The organism is Blautia sp. SF-50 (assembly GCF_900101315.1).
Taxonomy (GTDB): domain Bacteria; phylum Bacillota; class Clostridia; order Lachnospirales; family Lachnospiraceae; genus Blautia_A; species Blautia_A fusiformis.
Map to the genome: position 1 here is coordinate 1 of NZ_FMUW01000023.1, position 20,830 is coordinate 20,830.

Annotated in this window: 19 protein-coding genes; 2 read left to right on the top strand and 17 right to left on the bottom strand. The window is 43.6% G+C overall.

Translation table 11 applies throughout. The features are described 5' to 3' along the window. The 3 genes from tnpA to BLP57_RS13030 form a co-directional block, all read right to left on the bottom strand. Window positions 1–293 (bottom strand): IS200/IS605 family transposase (gene tnpA / locus BLP57_RS13015; RefSeq protein ID WP_092072344.1); only part of this gene is annotated, 293 nt, incomplete at its 3' end. 271 nt (window positions 294–564) lie between these two features. After that, complete coding sequence (locus BLP57_RS13025) at window positions 565–915, bottom strand: hypothetical protein (RefSeq protein WP_330389460.1); 351 nt, start codon at window positions 913–915, stop codon at window positions 565–567. A gap of 67 nt (window positions 916–982) precedes the next feature. Then, window positions 983–1,471: a DUF1648 domain-containing protein gene (locus BLP57_RS13030; RefSeq protein WP_175442986.1), complete on the bottom strand. Its 489-nt coding sequence runs from the start codon at window positions 1,469–1,471 to the stop codon at window positions 983–985. A 213-nt stretch (window positions 1,472–1,684) separates the two neighbouring features. Between BLP57_RS13030 and BLP57_RS13035 the strand changes: the two genes are divergently transcribed. After that, window positions 1,685–3,067 (top strand): NCS2 family permease, encoded by a 1,383-nt coding sequence (locus BLP57_RS13035; RefSeq protein WP_092072282.1) that lies wholly within the window; start codon window positions 1,685–1,687, stop codon window positions 3,065–3,067. A 63-nt stretch (window positions 3,068–3,130) separates the two neighbouring features. Here BLP57_RS13035 and BLP57_RS13040 read toward each other — a convergent pair whose 3' ends face one another. From BLP57_RS13040 to BLP57_RS13095, 12 genes are all read right to left on the bottom strand, one after another. Beyond that, window positions 3,131–3,985, bottom strand: a complete 855-nt coding sequence (locus BLP57_RS13040; protein ID WP_015526335.1) for a YitT family protein — start codon at window positions 3,983–3,985, stop codon at window positions 3,131–3,133. Then, window positions 3,982–4,335: an arsenate reductase family protein gene (locus BLP57_RS13045; protein ID WP_015526336.1), complete on the bottom strand. Its 354-nt coding sequence runs from the start codon at window positions 4,333–4,335 to the stop codon at window positions 3,982–3,984. Before BLP57_RS13045 ends, BLP57_RS13040 begins: the two co-directional genes overlap by 4 nt. 108 nt (window positions 4,336–4,443) lie before the next feature. Then, window positions 4,444–5,214 (bottom strand): zf-HC2 domain-containing protein, encoded by a 771-nt coding sequence (locus BLP57_RS13050; RefSeq protein WP_092072285.1) that lies wholly within the window; start codon window positions 5,212–5,214, stop codon window positions 4,444–4,446. Next, window positions 5,211–5,696, bottom strand: coding sequence for an RNA polymerase sigma factor (locus BLP57_RS13055; protein ID WP_092072288.1), 486 nt, complete (start codon window positions 5,694–5,696; stop codon window positions 5,211–5,213). Before BLP57_RS13055 ends, BLP57_RS13050 begins: the two co-directional genes overlap by 4 nt. 197 nt (window positions 5,697–5,893) lie before the next feature. Continuing rightward, on the bottom strand, window positions 5,894–7,564 hold the full coding sequence (locus tag BLP57_RS13060; protein WP_092072291.1) for a sensor domain-containing diguanylate cyclase: 1,671 nt from the start codon (window positions 7,562–7,564) through the stop codon (window positions 5,894–5,896). 181 nt (window positions 7,565–7,745) lie between these two features. Beyond that, window positions 7,746–9,173 (bottom strand): glycoside hydrolase family 1 protein, encoded by a 1,428-nt coding sequence (locus BLP57_RS13065; RefSeq protein WP_092072293.1) that lies wholly within the window; start codon window positions 9,171–9,173, stop codon window positions 7,746–7,748. 70 nt (window positions 9,174–9,243) lie between these two features. Then, window positions 9,244–11,130 carry a beta-glucoside-specific PTS transporter subunit IIABC gene (locus BLP57_RS13070; RefSeq protein WP_092072296.1) on the bottom strand — a complete coding sequence of 629 codons (1,887 nt, stop codon included), beginning with the start codon at window positions 11,128–11,130 and terminating at the stop codon, window positions 9,244–9,246. A 123-nt stretch (window positions 11,131–11,253) separates the two neighbouring features. Beyond that, entirely contained in the window at window positions 11,254–12,105 is an 852-nt protein-coding gene (licT, locus tag BLP57_RS13075) for a BglG family transcription antiterminator LicT (protein WP_015526343.1), read from the bottom strand. A 290-nt stretch (window positions 12,106–12,395) separates the two neighbouring features. Next, the gene (locus tag BLP57_RS13080; RefSeq protein ID WP_092072300.1) at window positions 12,396–13,565 is read right to left on the bottom strand and encodes a YkvI family membrane protein; all 1,170 of its coding nucleotides are present in this window, start codon (window positions 13,563–13,565) and stop codon (window positions 12,396–12,398) included. 18 nt (window positions 13,566–13,583) lie between these two features. Further along, on the bottom strand, window positions 13,584–15,002 hold the full coding sequence (locus tag BLP57_RS13085) for an FAD-binding oxidoreductase (RefSeq protein ID WP_021976221.1): 1,419 nt from the start codon (window positions 15,000–15,002) through the stop codon (window positions 13,584–13,586). A gap of 3 nt (window positions 15,003–15,005) precedes the next feature. Beyond that, window positions 15,006–16,196 (bottom strand): electron transfer flavoprotein subunit alpha, encoded by a 1,191-nt coding sequence (locus BLP57_RS13090; RefSeq protein ID WP_092072303.1) that lies wholly within the window; start codon window positions 16,194–16,196, stop codon window positions 15,006–15,008. Window positions 16,197–16,209: 13 nt separating this feature from the next. Beyond that, on the bottom strand, window positions 16,210–16,998 hold the full coding sequence (locus BLP57_RS13095; protein WP_021650628.1) for an electron transfer flavoprotein subunit beta/FixA family protein: 789 nt from the start codon (window positions 16,996–16,998) through the stop codon (window positions 16,210–16,212). Between the two features lie 226 nt (window positions 16,999–17,224). Between BLP57_RS13095 and BLP57_RS13100 the strand changes: the two genes are divergently transcribed. Further along, the gene (locus tag BLP57_RS13100; RefSeq protein WP_015526348.1) at window positions 17,225–17,767 is read left to right on the top strand and encodes an SMI1/KNR4 family protein; all 543 of its coding nucleotides are present in this window, start codon (window positions 17,225–17,227) and stop codon (window positions 17,765–17,767) included. 828 nt (window positions 17,768–18,595) lie between these two features. Here BLP57_RS13100 and BLP57_RS13105 read toward each other — a convergent pair. Continuing rightward, the gene (locus BLP57_RS13105) at window positions 18,596–19,201 is read right to left on the bottom strand and encodes a helix-turn-helix domain-containing protein (RefSeq protein ID WP_227574254.1); all 606 of its coding nucleotides are present in this window, start codon (window positions 19,199–19,201) and stop codon (window positions 18,596–18,598) included. A 265-nt stretch (window positions 19,202–19,466) separates the two neighbouring features. Then, window positions 19,467–20,762, bottom strand: coding sequence for a tyrosine-type recombinase/integrase (locus BLP57_RS13110; protein ID WP_006859611.1), 1,296 nt, complete (start codon window positions 20,760–20,762; stop codon window positions 19,467–19,469). Window positions 20,763–20,830: the final 68 nt, after the last annotated feature.

Genomic DNA, 20,830 nt, shown 5'->3' on the forward strand with positions numbered 1-20,830 from the left:
TTAAGATAGGGAAATTCCTGTCTTAAAATTCTGGACGTATAGCCTTTAAATGACTTTACAGCTTTGTGGATGCCAAACTGAGGATCTACTTCCAAAAGCATATGAACATGGTCTGGCATGATCTCCATTTCCAGAATGTCTACAGAAAGATTTGCAGCATACTCTGTGAGCAGCTCCTTCAGCCGGACGTCCACACCATTAATTAATACTTTTCGTCTATACTTTGGACACCATACTACATGGTATTTACAGGAATAGACGACATTGTTGTTTGATTTATATGTTGTGTTCATATTTATATTATACTATGGTTTATCAGTTAATACAATTACTATTTTGTCCATCTTCAATTACTTGCATAAATTACGATCAGAGTAATCACTACCGTAATAACAATACTGTTTAAAAGAAACGGATAAAATTAAAGTGTGCGTTCATATTGATGTAGTTATCAATGATGAATTTCTGCGGAAGGAGATGATGCTCCAGAGCCATGATCTCCTGATTTTCCTTAAAGGATGAAGCTTCTGATCCGCCAGCACTGGCAAAGCTCCGGGATTTCCGTTACAAACCCTCCCGATACACGCTGTTGATCGTAGCCTGGGCGTGCTCCAGCTCTTTCTTCCGGACGATGGCTTCCCTATCACTTAAGATCGCCAGCATCTCATCGATCACATCCTCCACTCTGGGACTTGTCACCCTGTATAAATACCCCAGCATCCGTGTAGCTGTGTAATCGGTATTCATATGTTTATAGGCGATTTCCCGGCACAGCTCATCGGGATAGCCCTTATCCTGAAGCGCTCTGTAAAGCTCATCTGTTCTTGTATCTACCATATGCTCCTGAGATTCCTTTCCTGTTTTTATTATAATTTCACCAAGCGGATATTCGCGATCCGCTTTCGCTGGTTTCATCCATATTCAGTACAATAAATCGAACATTTCCCTTCCACTCTGCTACATGATCACAAACACGACCGCTTCACGATTTATCATCCTCATCCATGCCAGTTTCTTTACCAGCCTTATATATCCCCCGGATCCCCAGGATCAATGTCACGAAAATCCCTGTGATCAGTATCCACACCGGCCACATAGGTGCCGTTCCCAGATTCCCGCTGATCCCGGCATCAAGACATACTCCAATGGATAACAGCTTGATCACAGACATCATTTTTGACGCGATTTCAAAGATATGCTCTCTGTTTTCCTCTGTCACCTCAACCGGATAATTCCACCACTGTGGAAATCTCTGACAGAACATCAGAAGTGCCAGGATCAGCAGCCCCAAAATCGGCTCCAGAAGAAGGCTGCCCTTCTTCCCATACCGGTCCGGGATCCCATGCACATTAAAATGGATCGGCACCCTCTCCGGCAGATTTCCCCAGGTGGCCACAAGATACATCACGTACCCAAGGATCATCAGAAAACAGAGCACATCTGTAATATTCCGCAGTTTTTTCTCAGACATTATCCATCCCCCTTTCATTGCAAAATAAACCCGTCTGTAAATCAAATACTCTCTTTCCTGTATTTTACACACAAATTGCCTGTCTGTAAAAGTATTTTGCAAAAAATTACCTTACATAACAATATCTGTTAAGCACTAACGATTGCATACGAAATTTTTATATGATAAAATAGACATGTTGTCCAAAAACATATTTAAGAAAGGGAAAGAAATATGTTAGAAAAAATCTTCAAGCTGTCCGCAAACAAAACGGACGCCAAAACAGAGGTTCTGGCAGGTATCACCACGTTCATGACCATGGCGTATATCCTGGCAGTTAACCCGAACATCCTGTCTGCGACCGGCATGGATTCCGGAGCTGTATTCACAGCTACCGCACTGGCAGCCTTCCTTGGAACGCTGCTGATGGCGATCTTCGCCAACTACCCGTTCGCACTTGCACCTGGAATGGGACTGAATGCATACTTTGCCTACACTGTTGTTATCGGCATGGGATACAGCTGGCAGTATGCACTGACTGCAGTTTTTGCAGAAGGTATCGTATTCATCGTTCTCTCACTTACCAATGTACGTGAAGCGATCTTCAATGCGATCCCACTGAACCTGAAATCCGCAGTCAGCGTTGGTATCGGTCTTTTCATTGCATTTGTCGGATTACAGAACGCCAATATCGTAATCGGCGGTTCCACACTGCTGCAGCTTTTCTCTGTAGACGGTTATAACGCAGCCAACGGCGTGGAGGCTTCCTTTAACAATGTTGGGATCACCGTTATCCTGGCCCTGATCGGAATCATCGTAACAGGAATCCTTGTTGTAAAAAATGTCAAGGGAAACATCCTCTGGGGAATCCTGATCACATGGGGGCTTGGTATTATCTGTCAGTTCGCCGGACTTTATGTTCCGAACCCGGAGATCGGTTTCTACAACCTGCTTCCGGATTTCAGCAACGGACTTTCCATCCCGAGTCTTTCTCCGATCTTTGCAAAACTGCAGTTTGACGGAGTTTTCTCACTGGATTTCCTTGTCATCCTGTTTGCATTTTTATTTGTAGATCTTTTTGATACTCTTGGAACTCTCGTTGGTGTCTCTTCTAAAGCAGGCATGCTGGATGAAAATGGCAAGCTTCCTAACATCAAGGGCGCACTTCTTGCAGATGCAGTTGCAACAACTGCCGGTGCAGTTCTTGGTACATCCACAACCACTACCTTCGTAGAAAGTGCTTCCGGTGTATCCGAAGGCGGAAGAACCGGACTTACCGCAGTGACAACTGCCATCTTATTTGGCCTGTCCCTGTTCCTGTCTCCGATCTTCCTGGCGATCCCGTCCTTTGCCACAGCTCCGGCTCTGGTGATCGTCGGTCTGTACATGCTCAGCAATGTTATCAGCATTGATTTCAGCGATATGTCCGAGGCGATCCCATGTTATGTATGTATCATCGCAATGCCGTTCTTCTACAGCATTTCCGAAGGTATCTCCATGGGAATTATCACATACGTAGCAATCAACCTGATCACAGGTAAGACAAAAGAAAAGAAGATCAGCGCTCTGATGTATGTACTGGCAGTGCTGTTTATCCTGAAATATATTTTCCTGTAAAATATGGCAAAAAAATTCCCGGGCCTTTTGTCCCGGGAGTTTTTTTATTCCAGCAAAATATTCTTATTTCTTCGGCTGATACCGCATATTCGATACATTATAAACCGTGATAAACGCTTTCGGGTCCTCCTGGTTTATAAACTTCATCAGCTTCTGATATTCACCTTTATCTACGATGGTGATGATCTCACGGCGTTTTTCCATGTTATAGGCTCCGATGGCCTCATAGATCGTGGCTCCGCTGTGCAGGTCATGAATGATAAACTGCCTCAGCTCCTCTTCCTTTTTCGTGATGATGCAGACACGCCGCTTGATATTATTGTCAAAAATAAAATGATCCAGAACGATTCCGTTAAAATACGTTCCCAGAATACTTAAGACCACCGTCTTTTTATCATACACAAGCGCCGCGGAAAGTGCCACGCACATACCGGAAAGAGACATGGCTTTTCCAAGTTCCATGTGGAGATACTTATTCATGATCTTCGCCACGATATCCAGTCCGCCTGAGGATGCATTCCTGTTAAAAAGAATGCTAAGTCCCACACTCACTACCAGAATATAACACAGAACATCCAGTTCCTGGCTGTCTGTCATGGAACCGAAATTTGGAAAAATGATCTCAAACAATCCCAGAAACAACGGCAGCATTACACTGGTATAAACCGTCTTAACTCCAAACTCTCTTCCACAGGTAAAAAATCCAATGATCAGCAATACCACATTCAGGATCATGGTAATCGCCGACAGCTGCAGCGGCACAAAGTTGGAAAGCACGATTCCAAGACCGGAAATACTGCTGACCGACGTATGGCTTGGCACTAGGAAAAAATATACCGCCGCTGCAATGATCGCCACTGCCACGGTGAGGATCACGGTTTCCTTAACGATATCCGCATAATTCAGTTTCTTTTTCATGATTTCAGATACTCTTCCCATTCTTTTTCTTTAGCGCCCACCAGCACCTTGTCTTTCCCAACAAGGATTGGTCGTTTCACAAGCATCCCGTCTGTTGCAAGAAGCGCAAGCTGCTCTTCCTCACTCATCTCCGGAAGTTTATCTTTCAGTTTCATCTCTTTATAAATATTTCCACTGGTATTGAAGAAACGCTTCAGCGGAAGACCGCTTTTTTCCCACCAGGCTTTCAGTTCCTCTGCAGTTGGATTGTCCGTCTTAATATCACGCAATGTATATTCTGCGCCACTCTCATCCAGCCATTTCTGAGCCTTTTTGCAGGTACTGCATTTTGGATAGCATACAAATAACATCTTATGTCCCCCTGTTCTTCGGCAGTAAATACGTAAATTCACTGCTGTCTGTTTTTTTGCCTACAGCACAGAATTTTTATAGAACTTTTTCACTGTACTGTCCAGGTTTTATTTTAACATAGACGATGCGGTATTTCTATCCTCTTGTTCCGACCATATCAGCTTCGATTCCTGTTTCATCTCATCCACAATTTTCTCCGCTGCATCCAGATCTCCCTTTGCTTCCAGCTCTGTTAATTCCAGGCTCTTCTTTCTGGCCTCCTCACTCATATAATAAACCTCTGTTACCGTTTCCGGGATGCTGTCATCTTCCGGTGATACTTCCTCTGTCTTTTTGGAAAAATCCTGAAGCAGCATGTCATCGCCTTTCAGTTCCAGAGTTCCTGCATATGGCGCGTCAATGGCGTAGACGAACTCTGTTTTTCCTTCTTCCGTGTACTGTACTTTCATTCGGTTGATGAGATTATTGGAAGAATACAATCTATTATTTTTTACGTACATTCCGCTATTTTCCAGGGTCATGTATTTTTCGTTGAAATACCAGTGGTTGTAGCCTGCTGCCGCAGCGATGAGTGTCAGGATAACTGCCACTGCTGCTGTCAGCACTCTGCGTATTATTAATTTTTTCCGGATTTTTTTCAGTGCGGCTGCGCTTCTGATATTTTCCGTTTCACCAACTCTGTGTCGTGCTCCGGAGGCTGCAGATAATATCATTTGAGCCTGCTCTTTTCCCTGCTCCTCTTTCATAATCTCCAACATTTTTCTGCATTCCTTACAAGCTTCCATATGCTCTTTTACCAACGCCTGACTGTCTTCACTTAAAATGCCGTCCACATAAGATGGCATCAGATCCTGTATTACATCACATGTGATCCTCATTGCTCCAGCTCCTCTCTGATCTTTACTCTTGCACGGTAATAAGTCACCCTCGCCCAGTTTTCACTTTTTCCAAAAAGCATTCCAATCTCACGGAAGGTCAGCTCTCCGAAGGTCCGCAGGGAAAAAACTTCTTTGTACGGTTCCGAAAGTCTATGCAGAACCTTGTGGATTTCCATAGCCTGGCTCCGCTGCGCCAGCTTTTCCTCCAGAAGCTCTCCGCCAGCGCTTTCTGTTTTTTCCAGCTTCTCATCCCCGAGAAGTTGCTTCTTCTGTTTTTTCAGATGATCGTACAACGTATTCTTTGCGATCTGGCAGAGCCACACACGCACATCACAGTCACCCCGGAACTGATCTATCTTTTCCAGAGCTTTAAAAAATGTCTCCTGTGTCACTTCCTCAGCCAGCGATCCATCCTGTGAGATAGAACGGATATACCGATATACAATGTCAAAATATGTCCGGTAAAGTTCCTCTATGTTCATCGGTTTTTCTCTTTCCTCCCTTCTCACTTATAAGACGCACTGATCTCAAAAATGTTACAGAAAATTTTTCAAAATTTCGTCTGATATTTTTATTCCGGCATTTCTTTTAGCACAAACGAAATGCCCGGTATAAAAATACCGGGCACAGCATTATCAGAATTTTCTTCTGACCTCCTCTTACACTCTGCTGCATACCTTCACATCGTTCCATGCTCTTCATAATATTTCTTTTTTTCCGCATACATAAGATCATCTGCTCTTCTCAGCATTGTCTCAAGCTCCGAAGAGCTTTCCTCCCAGACAACGCCAACAGAAACACTGATCCTTTTAGCAACAATGCTGTCACAGATATCCCGAACCTTACTCCGAAAAATCTTCTCATCCATGTCAAAACAGATAAGTACAAATTCATCGCCACCTACCCGGTAAGCATTTTCCGGCAGAATCGCAAGCATGGAACTCGCTGTATTTATGATCAGCCTGTCTCCGGCCTCATGTCCGTAAAGATCATTCACCCGTTTCAGACCATTGATATCAATATATGCTACTCCTGTTTTTATCACTGTTTTTGCCTTCATACCTTCCAGAACCTGAATATACCTGTTCCTGTTATACAAGGTCGTCAGCATATCACGGTAGCTCATGTACTGCAGATGCGCCTTACGCTCCTTGGCTTTCAGGCTGTCCGTTAAAAAGTACTGTATGGATGACAGCAGCGTATGATCCTCATAATGCAGCCTCGGATTATCTACCCCGAGAAATCCTATGATCTTTCCGTCACTGTTTAAAGGAACGGCCAGCAGCCTGGTAATGTCCTGCATCTTCAGAGTCTCATAATACGGCTGCCCCTGCTCCTCCTCAATATCCGGAATATAATACAGGCCATTTTTCCGAAAGCTGTCCATCCAGATATCCAGCATTTCCATGGGAACCTCCTGAAGATTATCCTTCTCAGCAGTCACTCCGTTCATGGCATACTCATAGGTATTTGTACAGACATTCCTCTTTTCATCGATCTGAACAATATAACTGCGATCTCCGTCAAAATACCCGCTGATAATACGCAGCAGATTGGAGATCGCCGCATCTTCATCTTCTCCTGATATCAGCTCTGCAATGCATTTATTCAGTATCGTTGCGATCTCAAGTCTTTCCTTTATCTTGCCCTCTCTGCTTATCAGCTGATACATTTCCTGATTCAGCTCCGTCATCGTCACGATAAACATAATGATCATGGAAATACCAACAGAAAAATCGATCAGCGACATTCCATACCTGAATGCCTGCACAGCTGCCGCCACTGCCGGAAGTACAATGCATGACAGCATAGAGAACAGGAGCTTCCTGCTGACTCTCTTTTTGTACTGGAGCAGAAGCGTAAGATCAATGAGCAAGCCTGCTGCCGGAAGAAGAATTGACATAATATATAACGGTGCCCGATGGTAATAATTATCCACATCTATGTAATAATACCAGTGAGTAAACTGCGAGATCACCACAAAAACAGCCCCTGCGGCAGCAATAACATATCCGGCTTTTACTCTTTTTAATGTTCTCCGCTCCCTCTTCGAAAACAGATAAACACACACATAAATGTGAAAACACAGCAGGACTACGTCACTTAAAAGGAATACGAGAAAACTCGAAATACGGACCATCACACTGCCCGGAACTCCGGGATATCCGCTGAAAATATGCGCCATGGCATCCATCAGCAATAACATGGAAGCAAAACTCTCCATCAGGATAAGATACCGACGCTTTTCCCTGTCATAATTACTGCTCAGAAATATACATATTGCAGCTATGGCACAAAATACACATCCCCATATAAGTATCGCTACCTGCAGTACTTTTTCATCCAGCATAAAAAACACTCCTCACATTCGTCACTTACAATAAGTATTACACTTTACCGTGTAAAAGTCAACCTTCCAAAAAAATCCCGGAGTACATTGTCATACTCCAGGATTTTGTCGTCAGCCGGATAAAAGCAACCGCATTCGCTACATAATTCTACACCAGATAACTGCTTCGCAGTTGATTCAGTTAAAGCTCTTCCCCGCAGGATTCAATCACTTTTTTGTACCAGTAAAAAGAATCTTTGCGGATTCTGGAAAAGTCTCCGGTCCCGTCATCATTTTTATTTACATAGATAAGACCATAACGCTTCTTGAATTCTCCGGTGGAGGCACTGACAAGATCTGTACAGCCCCAGCAGGTGTAGCCGATCAGATCTACTCCGTCATGGATTGCTTCCTTCATCTGCTCTATATGGCGGCGCATATATTCAATACGGTAATCATCGTGAATCTTTCCATCCTCTGTCAGCTGATCCACCGCCCCAAGACCATTTTCCACGATCATGATCGGAATCTGATAGCGGTCATAGATCTGGTTCAGAACATAGCGAAGACCAGTTGCATCGATCTGCCAGCCCCAGTCGGAAGCTTTCAGATATGGATTTTTCAGATTGTCACTTCCATTTCCGGCCGTTTTCTCTCCGTCCTTTGTCACGCTGACACAACTACTGGAATAATAGCTGATAGTGAAAAAGTCCACCGTACCCTTCTTGAGGATCTCTGTATCCTCCTGAAGAACCTCCAGCTGGATTCCGTGCTCCTCAAAGTATCTCGCTGCAAATCCCGGATAATATCCTCTTACATGAACATCACCGGCAATGGAATTGTGGATCTGCCCAAACTGCTGTGCATATAAGATATCATCCGGATGGCAGGTATATGGATAACCATTGTGATAAGCAAGCATACAGCCAAGCATAAACTCCGGATCGATCTCATGAGCCATAGAAACTGCAAGTGCACTTGCTACCAGCTGGTGATGCATTGCCTGATAACGGCTCTGCTCACATACATCCTTCGGGTCCAACATTCCTGCACAGAATACCGCACCAAAGTCCTGCGTCAACATATTGATCTCATTAAAAGTCAGCCAGTATTTTACCTTACCTTTATATCTCTCAAATAAAACCTTTGCAAATCGAAGATAGAAATCGATCATCTTACGATTTTTCCATCCACCATACTCCAGAGAAAGATGAAGGGGATTCTCATAATGAGAGATCGTTATCAGCGGCTCAATGTTATATTTTCTCAGTTCGTCGATCACATTGTCGTAGAACTTAAGGCCTTCCTCATTTGGAGTTTCCTCATCCCCATTTGGGAACACTCTGGACCAAGAAATAGAAAAACGATATACCTTAAATCCCATCTCTGCAAAAAGAGCAATATCCTCTTTCCAGTGATGATAAAAATCAGTTGCCTGGTGATTGGGATAAAATTCTTCCGGTAACGGTGCCGGCGGTGTAAGACGACGTTCCTTATCCACACTTCCTCCTGTCAGGATATCTGCAATGGACGGGCCTCTGCCATCCTCATCCCAACCGCCTTCATACTGGTTTGCAGCGGTTGCTCCGCCCCAGAGAAAGTTTTCCGGCATACGGTTATAATTTTTCATATTTTAATTTTCTCCTTTTTACAAACATCAGGCGGATCTGTTATCTCCGCCTGATGTTTCGTTGTTATTCTTATACAATAGTCAGGAATTTATCTCCTGCATTTACAGCTGCATCTTCTTTTTCCATGCATACTGCTTTGATATAATCAGAAATATTGGTCACAACAACCGGTGTGATCAGATCATATCCTTCTTTCTTAATGGCATCCATATCGAATTCCACAAGAAGCTTTCCTTTTTTTACCTTATCTCCATCAGAAACATGGGATTTAAAATATTTACCATTTAAATTTACAGTATCAAGTCCGATGTGGATCAGAATTTCTGCTCCACTTTCTGTCACAAACATGATTCCATGTTTGCTGTCCATGATATTTGCCACCGTACCATCTGCCGGTGCATAAACCTTACCTTCTGATGGAACGATCGCTGCTCCGTCGCCTAAAACCTTATCAGCAAAAGTTTTATCCGGAACATCGGAAAGTGCTTTTACAGTTCCTGCTACCGGTGCACAAAGCTCGATCTTCTCTACAAGCGGAGCATTCTGCTGTGCCGGCTGTTTTTCTGTATCTGTGTTCTGTACTTCATCCTCTGTCTCAGCCTTTACATCCTCAAATCCGAAGATAAGCGTAAGAACAAAAGCAGCTACAAAAGATACCACGATCATAATGATTCCATAAATCAGATTGATTAATCCCTTCTCGCCGATAAACGCCGGGATCGCCATGATACAATTCTGTGCAATGTAAAGAGAAACCTGAAGAAGTCCTCCTACGATACCACCGATTCCGGCTGCGATGGAAGCTGCTACAACCGGTCTTTTCAGTTTCAGTGTAACACCATACAGAGCAGGCTCTGTGATACCCATAAGAGCGGAAACACCGGCTGCACTTGCCAGCTGTTTCATGTTGCTGTCCTTGGATCTTACAGCTACTGCAAGAGAAGCTCCGGACTGTGCAAGGTTAGAGCATACCTGAGATACAAAGATCAGTGTATCGGTACCACCGGTTGCAATGGCATTCAGTCCGATCGGTGTCAGCGCATGGTGCATACCGGTCATAACGATGAACGGGAAGGTTGCTGCAAGGATACCTACAATAATGAAACCAAGTTTTACGGACAGGAAGTTGATGGCTACCGCAAGTCCGTTACCAATAATTGTTCCGAGCGGTCCAACTACGATCAGGGCGATCGGTGCACTGATCAGAATTACCAGTGTCGGGTTCAGGATCAGTTTTACCATTTTCGGTGTGATCTTATCAACCAGAATCTCAATATAATGTGTGATCCATACCATCAGGATAACCGGAATAACGGAATAAGAATAAGTTGCTTTTGTGATCGGCAGACCAAACAGTGTGATGGCCGCATCACCAGCTACCATAGTTACAAAGGTAGGGCTTAAGTAAACACCGGCAATAAACAGCGCTAGTGACTGGTTCACGCGGAAAACCTTGGCAGCATTTGCTGCGATCAGGAACGGCATGAAGTAGAAAGTAACATCTCCGATAAAACTGATCACCTGGTAGGTACTGCTTGTTTCTGATACCAGATGAAAAGTTGTCAGCAGAGTAAGTACAACTTTGATCATACCGGCTGCAGTCAGGGCAGGGATCATCGGGGTCATACATCCGGTGATGGCATCGATAACTTTTGAAACAACACTCTTTGAGCTGTCAGAGTTCGCTGCCGGTGCATCATCGGTAGGAACACCTTTGTCCTCCAATGCCTTGTAAACAGCGTTCACTTCATTTCCTGCGATAACCTGGAACTGATCTTCATGCCAGTTAACGCCGGAGATCTCAGAAAGCTTTAAGATCTCTTTCTCGTTGATCTTCGATCTGTCTTTCACATAGAAACGAAGCCTTGTCATGCAGTGGAACAGACGGGTGATATTATCTTTTCCGCCCAGCGCTGCAATCAGTGTGTCTGCAGTTTTTGCATAGTCCTTTTTCATTTGGGGACCTCCTTTAATAATAAATATTGAAATTTATATTAAAGGTCTTGCCTGAAAAGATACGCACATGGCACGTATTTCAGTAACAATCCATTAACACCTAATTTATAAAACAATCTCTTTTCACAGATTTTTCAGACGTTTATGGTCTTCTGTGATCTTCTGGATATGAATCGTCAGATACAGCATTTCATCCTCAGTCATAGCGTATTTATATTCCTCTTCCATCATAAGATAGATCATTTTTACACAGCCGTAAGCTTCTCTGTACTGCTCCTTGATGATCTTGAAAAGCTCCTGATTCTCATCATAGTGAAGCTCTTTATGAAGGAATCTCTGGGCAAAATATTTCAGATGCGTGAGAAACCGCTGATAATACAGATTATCCTCCTGAAATTCCATATTGTCATAATACTTCTCCACGATGTCCAGGATCTGATGTACGATAATGGAAATCTGATAGCTGTCCGTCTTGCCGCCATCTTCCGCATTCACAAAATGCAATGCAAAAAATCCTGCTTCATCTGCAGAAAGATCTACCTCGAACATCTCATTTACCTTTTTCAGTAATTCCAAGCCGATCTCATATTCCTTATGATAAAGCTGCTTGATATCCAGAAGCAGCATATTCTGAAGGCGGATCCCGTTTTCAAGTCTGGAGATCGCACCCATGATATGGTCGCTAAGGGAAAAATAAATACTGTCATTTAATTTCATCCCCTCTTTTTCCTTCACATCATTTACAAAGGCTTCCACAAAATCCAGATATTTTTCCGGAATAGCAGTCAGATAACCCTGTATCTCCTTGCTGATCTGGGCATTTTCCGCAGTAAAGATCTTCTCGATCCTGGACTCCTCCACTTGCTGTCCTTTCTTTTTCTGAAAGGCAATTCCGCAGCCCTTTACAATAACTTCATGTCCCTGTCCATCCCTGGACAGTATCAGATTATTATTCAAAATCTTATGGATAACCATAGTCCTGTTCCCCCGCTGCCAAACAAATAAAAAAAGACCATTACAGTATATAGAAAACCTATTCCTATACTACTATAAGGTCTTGCCTGACGATAAATCAATATTTCAGTAACAATCCTTCTGATTCGTAACTATTTAATAACTGTACGTAATAATATCAGAAAAAATATATGTTGTCTATCTGGAATATTTAATAAAATATTTATAATATTTTTGTGAACTTTGACAAAATCCCCTGATGATCCTGCCATACGGATCAACGGGGGATTTTCTGTTCAGCTTTTTATTCTTCAGATCTCTTTTCCCTTTGTCGCAACGGCATGTACAACAAACGGTACAAACAATGTAATAAACGCCGCATATCCAAGGTATGCATATCCCTTTTTAACAACTGTCATCAGACCGAACTGTGCAATGGCAAATGCCAGGAATGTAAAGATCGCTGTAAAAACTGCATTTCTTCCAAGGTGTCCCTGCGCTTTTTTCGCCGGGCTGTCCATACGACGCTCCACTGCATTTACGCAGCGGGTCACAATACCGGAGATCATATTTACTGCTGTGGAAATAGCTCCAAGGATGATCAGCAGAGAAATGATCGGTGTCAGGATACCGGCGCCTACACCGTTCTGGACCAGTACCAGCATCGGTACCGAGGCAGATGCCAGTTCACTTACATATGCAATGGCAAGAAGTCCGAGGATGGAAAGCTCCATTGCACAGAAGTTGCATACAAACATCCAGATCGCTGCTTTGTTGATCTGTTTTTCGTCCGTTACATCCTCCATGTGCTGGTACATAACAGAAACAGATGCCAGCTGGAAGAAGAAATAAAGGACTGCTGAATAGAGGGCCGGTCCAAAGGCTCCGCTCTCGGAGGAAAGTACAGTCATTTCTCCGGAGGACATAGTATGGATGGAAGCTGTGATATCTCCCCACTGTGCAATGATATTCGGAACAAGTACCAGTACAAGACCGATGATGATCAGCACACTTAATGTAGAAGCACATTTTCTTACGACATTGGTTCCGAAAAGCGCGATCACAAAGATAAATGCTGCAATGATCAGTGTACAGAGCCAGTACGGGATCCCGAACAGTGTCTGCAGTGTGGAACCGCCGGTTGCAAAGGCTGCTGCTGATGCAGTTCCGATCATGATCAGGTAACAGATCTCATAGAGATTGGACATAACCGGTTTCGTTTTTCCGTAAAGACTGTCGGAAAAGCTTCTGTAATCGTAGGTTTTGTGTTTATAAGCATAGCGCATTCCATACCAGAAAAACAGTGCATACAATCCCTGTGTCACTGCCGGCAGGATCAGACACCAGATACCGTAGTTGATAAAGTACTGATAGATCTGCGCTCCTGATGCGAATCCACCTCCGAACTGTGTGGTAAATGCGACGAACGCAAGTCCCATAGCCAGAGGCATTTTACTTTGTAATGATTTATTCTGACTCATCTCTCTTTCCCCCATTTTTTATTTATTATATTCGATGACTTTTCCCGGATTCAGGATCAGTTTGTCATCGAAAGCCAGCTTGATGGCTTTATAAAGAGCGATCATTCTCGGGCCAGCAAACTCTTCCAGGAATTCCAGACGTCCGTTTCCGATACCATGCTCACCGGAAAGCTGGCCGCCCAGTTCTTTGGACAGTGCATACAACTCTACCAGGCTTGCGTGGGTGGCTTCTTTCCACTCCTGGTCGCTCATTTCCGGTCCACGGAGCATCTCTGTATGGATGTTACCGTCTCCGCAGTGTCCGCAAGGCTCTACACGGATTCCGTGTGCGCTTGCAATCTTTTTGGCTGCTTTTACATACTCTGCGATCCTTGCTCGTGGAACAACTACGTCACACTCTTCCTGTGCGACAGAATCTGCTTTCATTCCTTCCAGGATTCCGCCTCGGACACTCCATACAGCACCTGCACGCTCCGGCGTTCCTGCGATACAGCAGTCCAGAGCTCCATTTGCCAGAGCTGCTTCCGCTGCTGCCTCTACTGCGCTGTCAAGTTCCTGCTTACTGGAAGCATCATACATAACGATCAGCACTGCTTCTCCCTGTTTTACCGGGAACATTTTGTTTAGATTACGTTCTACGATATCGATCAGTTCTCTTTCCAGAAACTCGATGGCTGTTGGCACAAACGGCAGCTCCAGAACCTTCGGGACCATGTCTGCACATTCCTCAAGACTCCTGAACGGCATTACAAGGGTACAGGTGCAGGTCGGTGCGGGAAGAAGCTTCAGCGTTACCTGAGTCAGGATACATAAGGTTCCCTCTGAGCCGATCACCAGATCTTTTACATCATATCCCGTTGTGTTCTTCACAACGTTGGATGAAAAATTCATGATGGAACCATCCGGCATAACTGCCTCGATACAACGGACGAAATCCCTGGTCAGTCCATATCGTACCGCTTTCATGCCACCGGCATTTGTGATAACATTGCCGCCGATGGAAGCTGTTTTTTCGCCTGGGTCCGGCGGATAAAAAAGTCCTCCTGCTGCAGCGGCTGCCTGGATATCGATGAGAAGTGCTCCCGGCTCCGCTGTGATGGTCTGGTTCTTTCTGTCGATCGGAAAGATCTTGTTCATGCGCATCACAGAAAGCATAATTCCACCATATTTACAGGTTGCTCCGCCTGCAAGTCCGGTTCCTGCGCCGCGGCATACCACCGGGATATTTTCTTTATATGCGTAAGCCATGATGGCTGAGATCTCTTCTTTATTTAAAACCTCCACATAAAGCTCCGGAGGAAAAACTCCGTACTCCGGCATCTCATCACGATAATATTCTTTTGCGATCTCGTCACCGACCCATACACGATCTGAAGCAGTCACAGAACGGATGTAGTCAAAATCTTCTGAAGTCATTTTTTTATAGGGATATGCCATGACTTAATCCTCCTTCCGATTCTTTATCAGCTCTGTCAGCTCCGGTACAACCTGGTACAGATCGTCCACGATGCAGTAATCTGCAACATTAAAGATCTGTGCCTCCGGATCATTGTTGATCGCTACGATACAGTCAGATCCTGTCATGCAGGAGGTAAACTGGATGGCACCGGATACACCGCAGGTGATGATCAGCTTCGGACGGACAGTTCTTCCGGAAAGTCCGATCTGATGTGCAACATCTCCGAATCCGTTTTCTACCATAGGACGGGTGAAGGCAAGCTGTCCGCCAAGGGCATCTGCCAGTTCTCGGCACATTTCCACATCCTTTTCATTCCGGACACCACGGCCTGCTACTACCAGAACATCCTCTTCCTCAAGGCTCTTTACCTTATCAATGACCCTGGATGACAGAATCTTGATCCTGGAATCTGCCATTTTTTCATTTACCGGACATACAACCACCTGACCATGCGGATTTTTTACTTTTTCTGCCTTGTCCATAACCTTATAACGAACCGTGGCAAACTGTGGCCGTGATTTGGTGATGCCGATCTGAGCCATGATATTTCCGCCGAAAGCCGGTCTGATCTGGATCATATCGGTGTTGGAACGGATATCCAGAGTTGTGCAGTCTGCAGTCAGTCCCGTATGGAATCTGGTGGAAAGCCTCGGCGCAAGAGAACGTCCCAGCGCAGTAGCTCCGATCAGCACAGAGCTTGGTTTGTTTGCTGCGATACAGTCTGCAACTGCGTCTGTATAACAGTCTGCGCGGAAGCCTTCGAAGCCTTCATGCTCATATACGTACACATTGTCTACGCCATACGGCAGAAGCTTTTCCGCATTTTCCTTTGTTCCTTTTCCTCCGACGATCACACAGTTAACCTGATAACCGACTTTGACAGCCATCTTTCTTGCTTCTCCGATCAGCTCAAAGGTAACCGGATGGATCTCTCCTCTCTCCTGCTCCACATAGATAAGAAAGTTTTTCCATTTATCCTTGTCAAAGGATTTCGCCTTCTGCTCAAACCGGATAGCTTTCTCCGGGCAGTTACGAACGCAAAGCCCACACATACGACAGGCATCGCCTACAACAATTCCATTTCCCTCTATGGTAAGGGCCCCAAAAGGACATTTCTCCACGCATACTCCGCAGAGTACGCATTTGTTTATATCAAATTTTAAAAATTCCATGTTCCGCTTCCCCCTATATGATCTTCTTTCCGGTCAGGAGAGCAACAAGCTTGTCTGCCTTTTCCTTTGCAGTTCCTTCCAGATAAACCTGTTTTTCACTTTCCTCCGGCGCAAACATTTTTTCCACAGAGGTGGGGGAACCGATCAGTCCGTAACGGCTCAGATCCTGATCCGGCATATCTTCAAAGCTTAAGATCCGTACCGGACGGTCTGAAGTTGCCTTCTTTAATAAATAGGATGGCAGACGTGGCACGCAGGTATCCTTGTCAATGGTTAAAAGACATGGATACGGAATCTCGGAAACCTGGGAAACACTGACAAGATCCTGACGGACCTGAATGCTTTTTTCATTGACGTCCATGATCTCAGCTACCCATGCAGCATGTGGGATGGTCAGATGCTCTGCAATGGCCGGTCCAACCTGGGCTGTGTCACCATCTGTGGTCTGTCTTCCGCAGATGATCAGATCTGCACCGCCGATCACCTGGATTCCCTGTGCTAACGCATAAGAGGTTGCCAGAACATCCGCTCCCGCAAATTTTCGGTCTGAAAGAATCACGCCCTCATCAGCACCCATGGTATAAGCATCCCGGATCATCTCTTCCGCCTGAGGCGGTCCCATAGTAAGAACGGTTACAGTTCCGCCTGTTTTTTCCCGGATCGCAAGGGCTGTTTCCAATGCAAACAGATCATATGGATTAGTCCTTGTCTCACCGGACATTCGTTTCATGGCACCGGTTTCCGGATCGATATCAACCTTGGAAGTTGCCGGTACCTGCTTCATACATACAACGATCTTCATTTTCTATCTTCTTTCCTGTATTTTCACTTTTATTTTTTTGCTTTAAAACGTTAAACAGCTGTATAAGTATAGCATTAACGTGGTATAAAGTCGAGAGGGTTTTGGTAAATTCTGCACAAAAAAGCATTGAAAAAACTTTTAAGCATGCTATAATTACTCTCCGTTATCAAATAAAGCAGACATATGAATCTTTACAATATCACATCGATCAAGGAGCATATATGTAATGGAAGACATCCGTGCAATCTACAGAATTTTCAACAATCTAAAATATGAAATGGAAAATAATGGATGGGTCTATCAGTGGCATTTAGGCGATGAACCTATAAAAGTAACTCATAAATTTAACCCTCCTGTAACACCTGAAGAATTTCAGCTGTTTGAAAAATATTTTCCCAATATGAAACTTCCTGCCTCATACAAAGCTTTTTTATCCTGCTCAAATGGCATGGAACTTTTTTGCGGAGAGGAAGGCAGTTCTTTAGTCAGCTGTACCATTTATTCTTTAAAAAGAGCGCTCAAAGAAAAGGAATCTTGGAATAGTACGCCTATTTTATCTGATCCGGAGTTTACATATCATCTTCCTGTTCTTTGCTTACAGGACATCGGCGATATAACCATGGATCTTCAGGCTGTATCAGAAGGCAGAGACGATTACCTATGCTATCCAGCTCCAGATACTGATCGTTTTAATATCCCTTTTAATGAATGGCTGGAAAGATATATCGTATGCCAGGGGCATGAATTCTGGTATTTCTTGAATCCATAAAACAGAAATTTTATGAATATTTTTCGTAAAAATACCCCGGAAGCCTTACGGTTCCGGGGTATCTTACGTTTGGACACAATGTACCTTGCGGTACTCAATATATATTAAATTAGGATGTTATACTAATTAACGGTTACTCGATAACTGTAGCAACACGTCCTGATCCTACAGTACGTCCACCCTCGCGATACTTTAATCCCGTTTTACCTCATATTTTTTATGGTTTTCTATCCAAAATACAGTGAAAAACGGCTGATTTGCACCATCTATTTTTATTTGCCTGATTTCTTGGCACCGTTTTGGCACCGGAATCCCTGGTCGAAAAGATTCTTTTCTACAGTTGCCCTACTCTCATCTGTCAACTTCATATTGCGCCGACAGTTTCAGGCGGTTATAATCAGAATATGGGTGCTACCATAACGGTAGGCGGTTAGTCCTTCAACAGAGGGTTGCAGAGTGCCACTGGCACTCGTTTTGCAACGACCGAAGTGAAACGGAGACCTGTGACCCTCTGATTACATAGAAACCCAAAAGGGAATCCACTGGAAAGAAGAACTAAGCCAATGAGTATTGTTGACTTCATAGCAGTAGTGAGCTTCGGCCTAACCTGCTTTTGTATCGGATATACATTAGGCAAGGATAATCATAAACCACAAAAATAACCGCCCAGTCTGCAAACTAAGCGGTTATTTTTGATAGATATTCTAAATAGTAAAACGGACTAACCGTCTATCGGTAGCACTCTTTTTTCTATAAGCATATTATCACGCATCTGTAAGAATGTCAAAAAGTTCTTTTTCATAGTATGTAATACGAATTTGAAAATACTTATAAGCCGAAAAAATACACCAGTACCAGCTTGATCACAGCAGCTCCACCAAAGGCAACAACTGCAGTTACAACTAATTGCATAGGTTTTGGGAAATTTTCGAACACAAAAACTTTCCTACTCTTGCTCCGCACCTTGCTTAAAGATCCTGTCGTAAATGCTGCTATCATTATGACTGACACAGATACCAAGGTCTCACAATAGCCGGCAAGCTTTCCTAACACATCATTATACATATATGCACCTGTTTCATGCAGAATCCAGTATAGAACCAATGCACAAACTCCCATGACACTTTGGAGCTTCATTTCCTTAAAAATCTTCTCTTTCTCTGTAGTTGCATAATCTGACATTGTTTTAGCAATTTTTCTTTCTTCTTCGTTCATCATCTCGCTTTTCCTTTCTCCACTGATAATCTCAGGAATGCTGATATCATAATAATCTGCAATATCCACAAGAATACTGATATCCGGCATATTGTTTCCGGTTTCCCATCTGGATACGGTCCTTCCAGAGACATTTAATATTTCTGCCAACTGCTCCTGTGTAATGCCTTTTTCTTTGCGAAGTTTTTTTAAAAAATTCCCGATTTTTACTTGGTCCACCTCAACTCCTCCTTTCATCATCAAATATAGAATCTGTTATCTGCAAATAACACGACACAAAGCGAGAAATGTCGTATTTTCACTAATAGACACAGTTGTCTATGCGTTTTTCATTTTTTCAATTATACAAACTGGAATTTATATAATTATTCCTCTAACTTTCCCTATTTTACAGGCTTTCCCGCCTGTTCATTAGTGAAATGATATGTAGTTTCCCTTATTTTTGCCCTTATGAGATAATCACAAGGGAAATAAGGGAAATTTTTTAGTCATTGCCTACCACTTTATCAAGAAGCCGAACCGATTTTCGTTTCGCATCTCTTGTGGAGTGAGCATAGACGTTCATTGTGGTACTGACATCTGAGTGTCCCAACAATTCCTGTACATCTTTTGGGGCTGCTCCATTTGCTAAAAGGTTGCTTGTATAGGTGTGACGTAACTGGTGGAAATGAAAGCCTTCAAATCCCTCTAATGCTTTTGCCACCTTTCTGCATACCGTCCCCAAAGTAGTCGGAAGTTCCAGACAACCATCCGGTCTTAAGCAGACAAAAGAAATTTCTTTATAATCTGCCGGGACTTCCTGCGTTCTGTCTAAGCAATAATATTCGTAGTACACTCTGTTTTTCTCTTTGACCTCTTTGTAGTAGTTCGTGTGATAAAGTTCTTCGTACTGCATTCGATTTTTTAACTGCTCTTTCCGGGCATTACGGAAAATCTCTACCAGTGTATCTCCAAAATCAACAACCCTTACTTTTTTCCGCTTGGTTGGTCCGATGATATATTTGCGCTTTGAGCCATCATATCGGATGCTGCGTCTTATGGTAAGGCATTGTTCTTCCAGATTTACGTCCTGCCATGCCAAACCACAGGCTTCTCCAATACGAAGCCCGGCATAATAGGCTATCTGGATTGGAAGTATTGCGGCTGGGTTCTTTTTTTGCAGATAAGCAAGCAGTCTTTCATAATCTTCTCGTGAAATTGGTTGGACATTTCCGTCCATATCCTCATCAGAAAACAAATCCACTTCATCCGTCTGATACCGCAGTTTAATATACTGCATAGGATTGAACGTAATATACTGCTTTGGAAATACTGCAAAGCGGAATGATTGCTGCATGACTGCGGAAAAAGAATGGATGTAATCTTTGCTGTAACCCTTTCTCTCTTTTCCATCGGGATGAACTCCCCCGAAGGAAAGCAAATCGAAGAAAGATTGCAAATGTTCAGAGGTTACATTTTTCAGTTTACGTTCTGCCAATGGGTGTTTCTTAATATTTCGGATTGTTCCGAGGTAATTCTCCACCGTACCATTGCTGAGCGTACCTGTTTTTAATTCCTCCTCTGCCCACACATCCAAAAGCTGTCCGACTGTGAGATTATCCGCTTTGGCAACAAATTTCTTTTTCTCATAATCATCCATTGCCTGACGGAGCAGTTTTTCAGTTTCACTTTTGCTTTCTGTTCCAACGCATTCTTTCTGAACAAGATTGCCGCTTGCGTCCTCTACATAGAAGCGGTAGTACCATTTCTTTCCTTTTTTTCTTACAGATCCTTTTGCCATAATCGTATGTCTCCTTTCGATATTAGACAATCGGAACTGATGAAATGCTTCGTGCGTGTAAGTATATC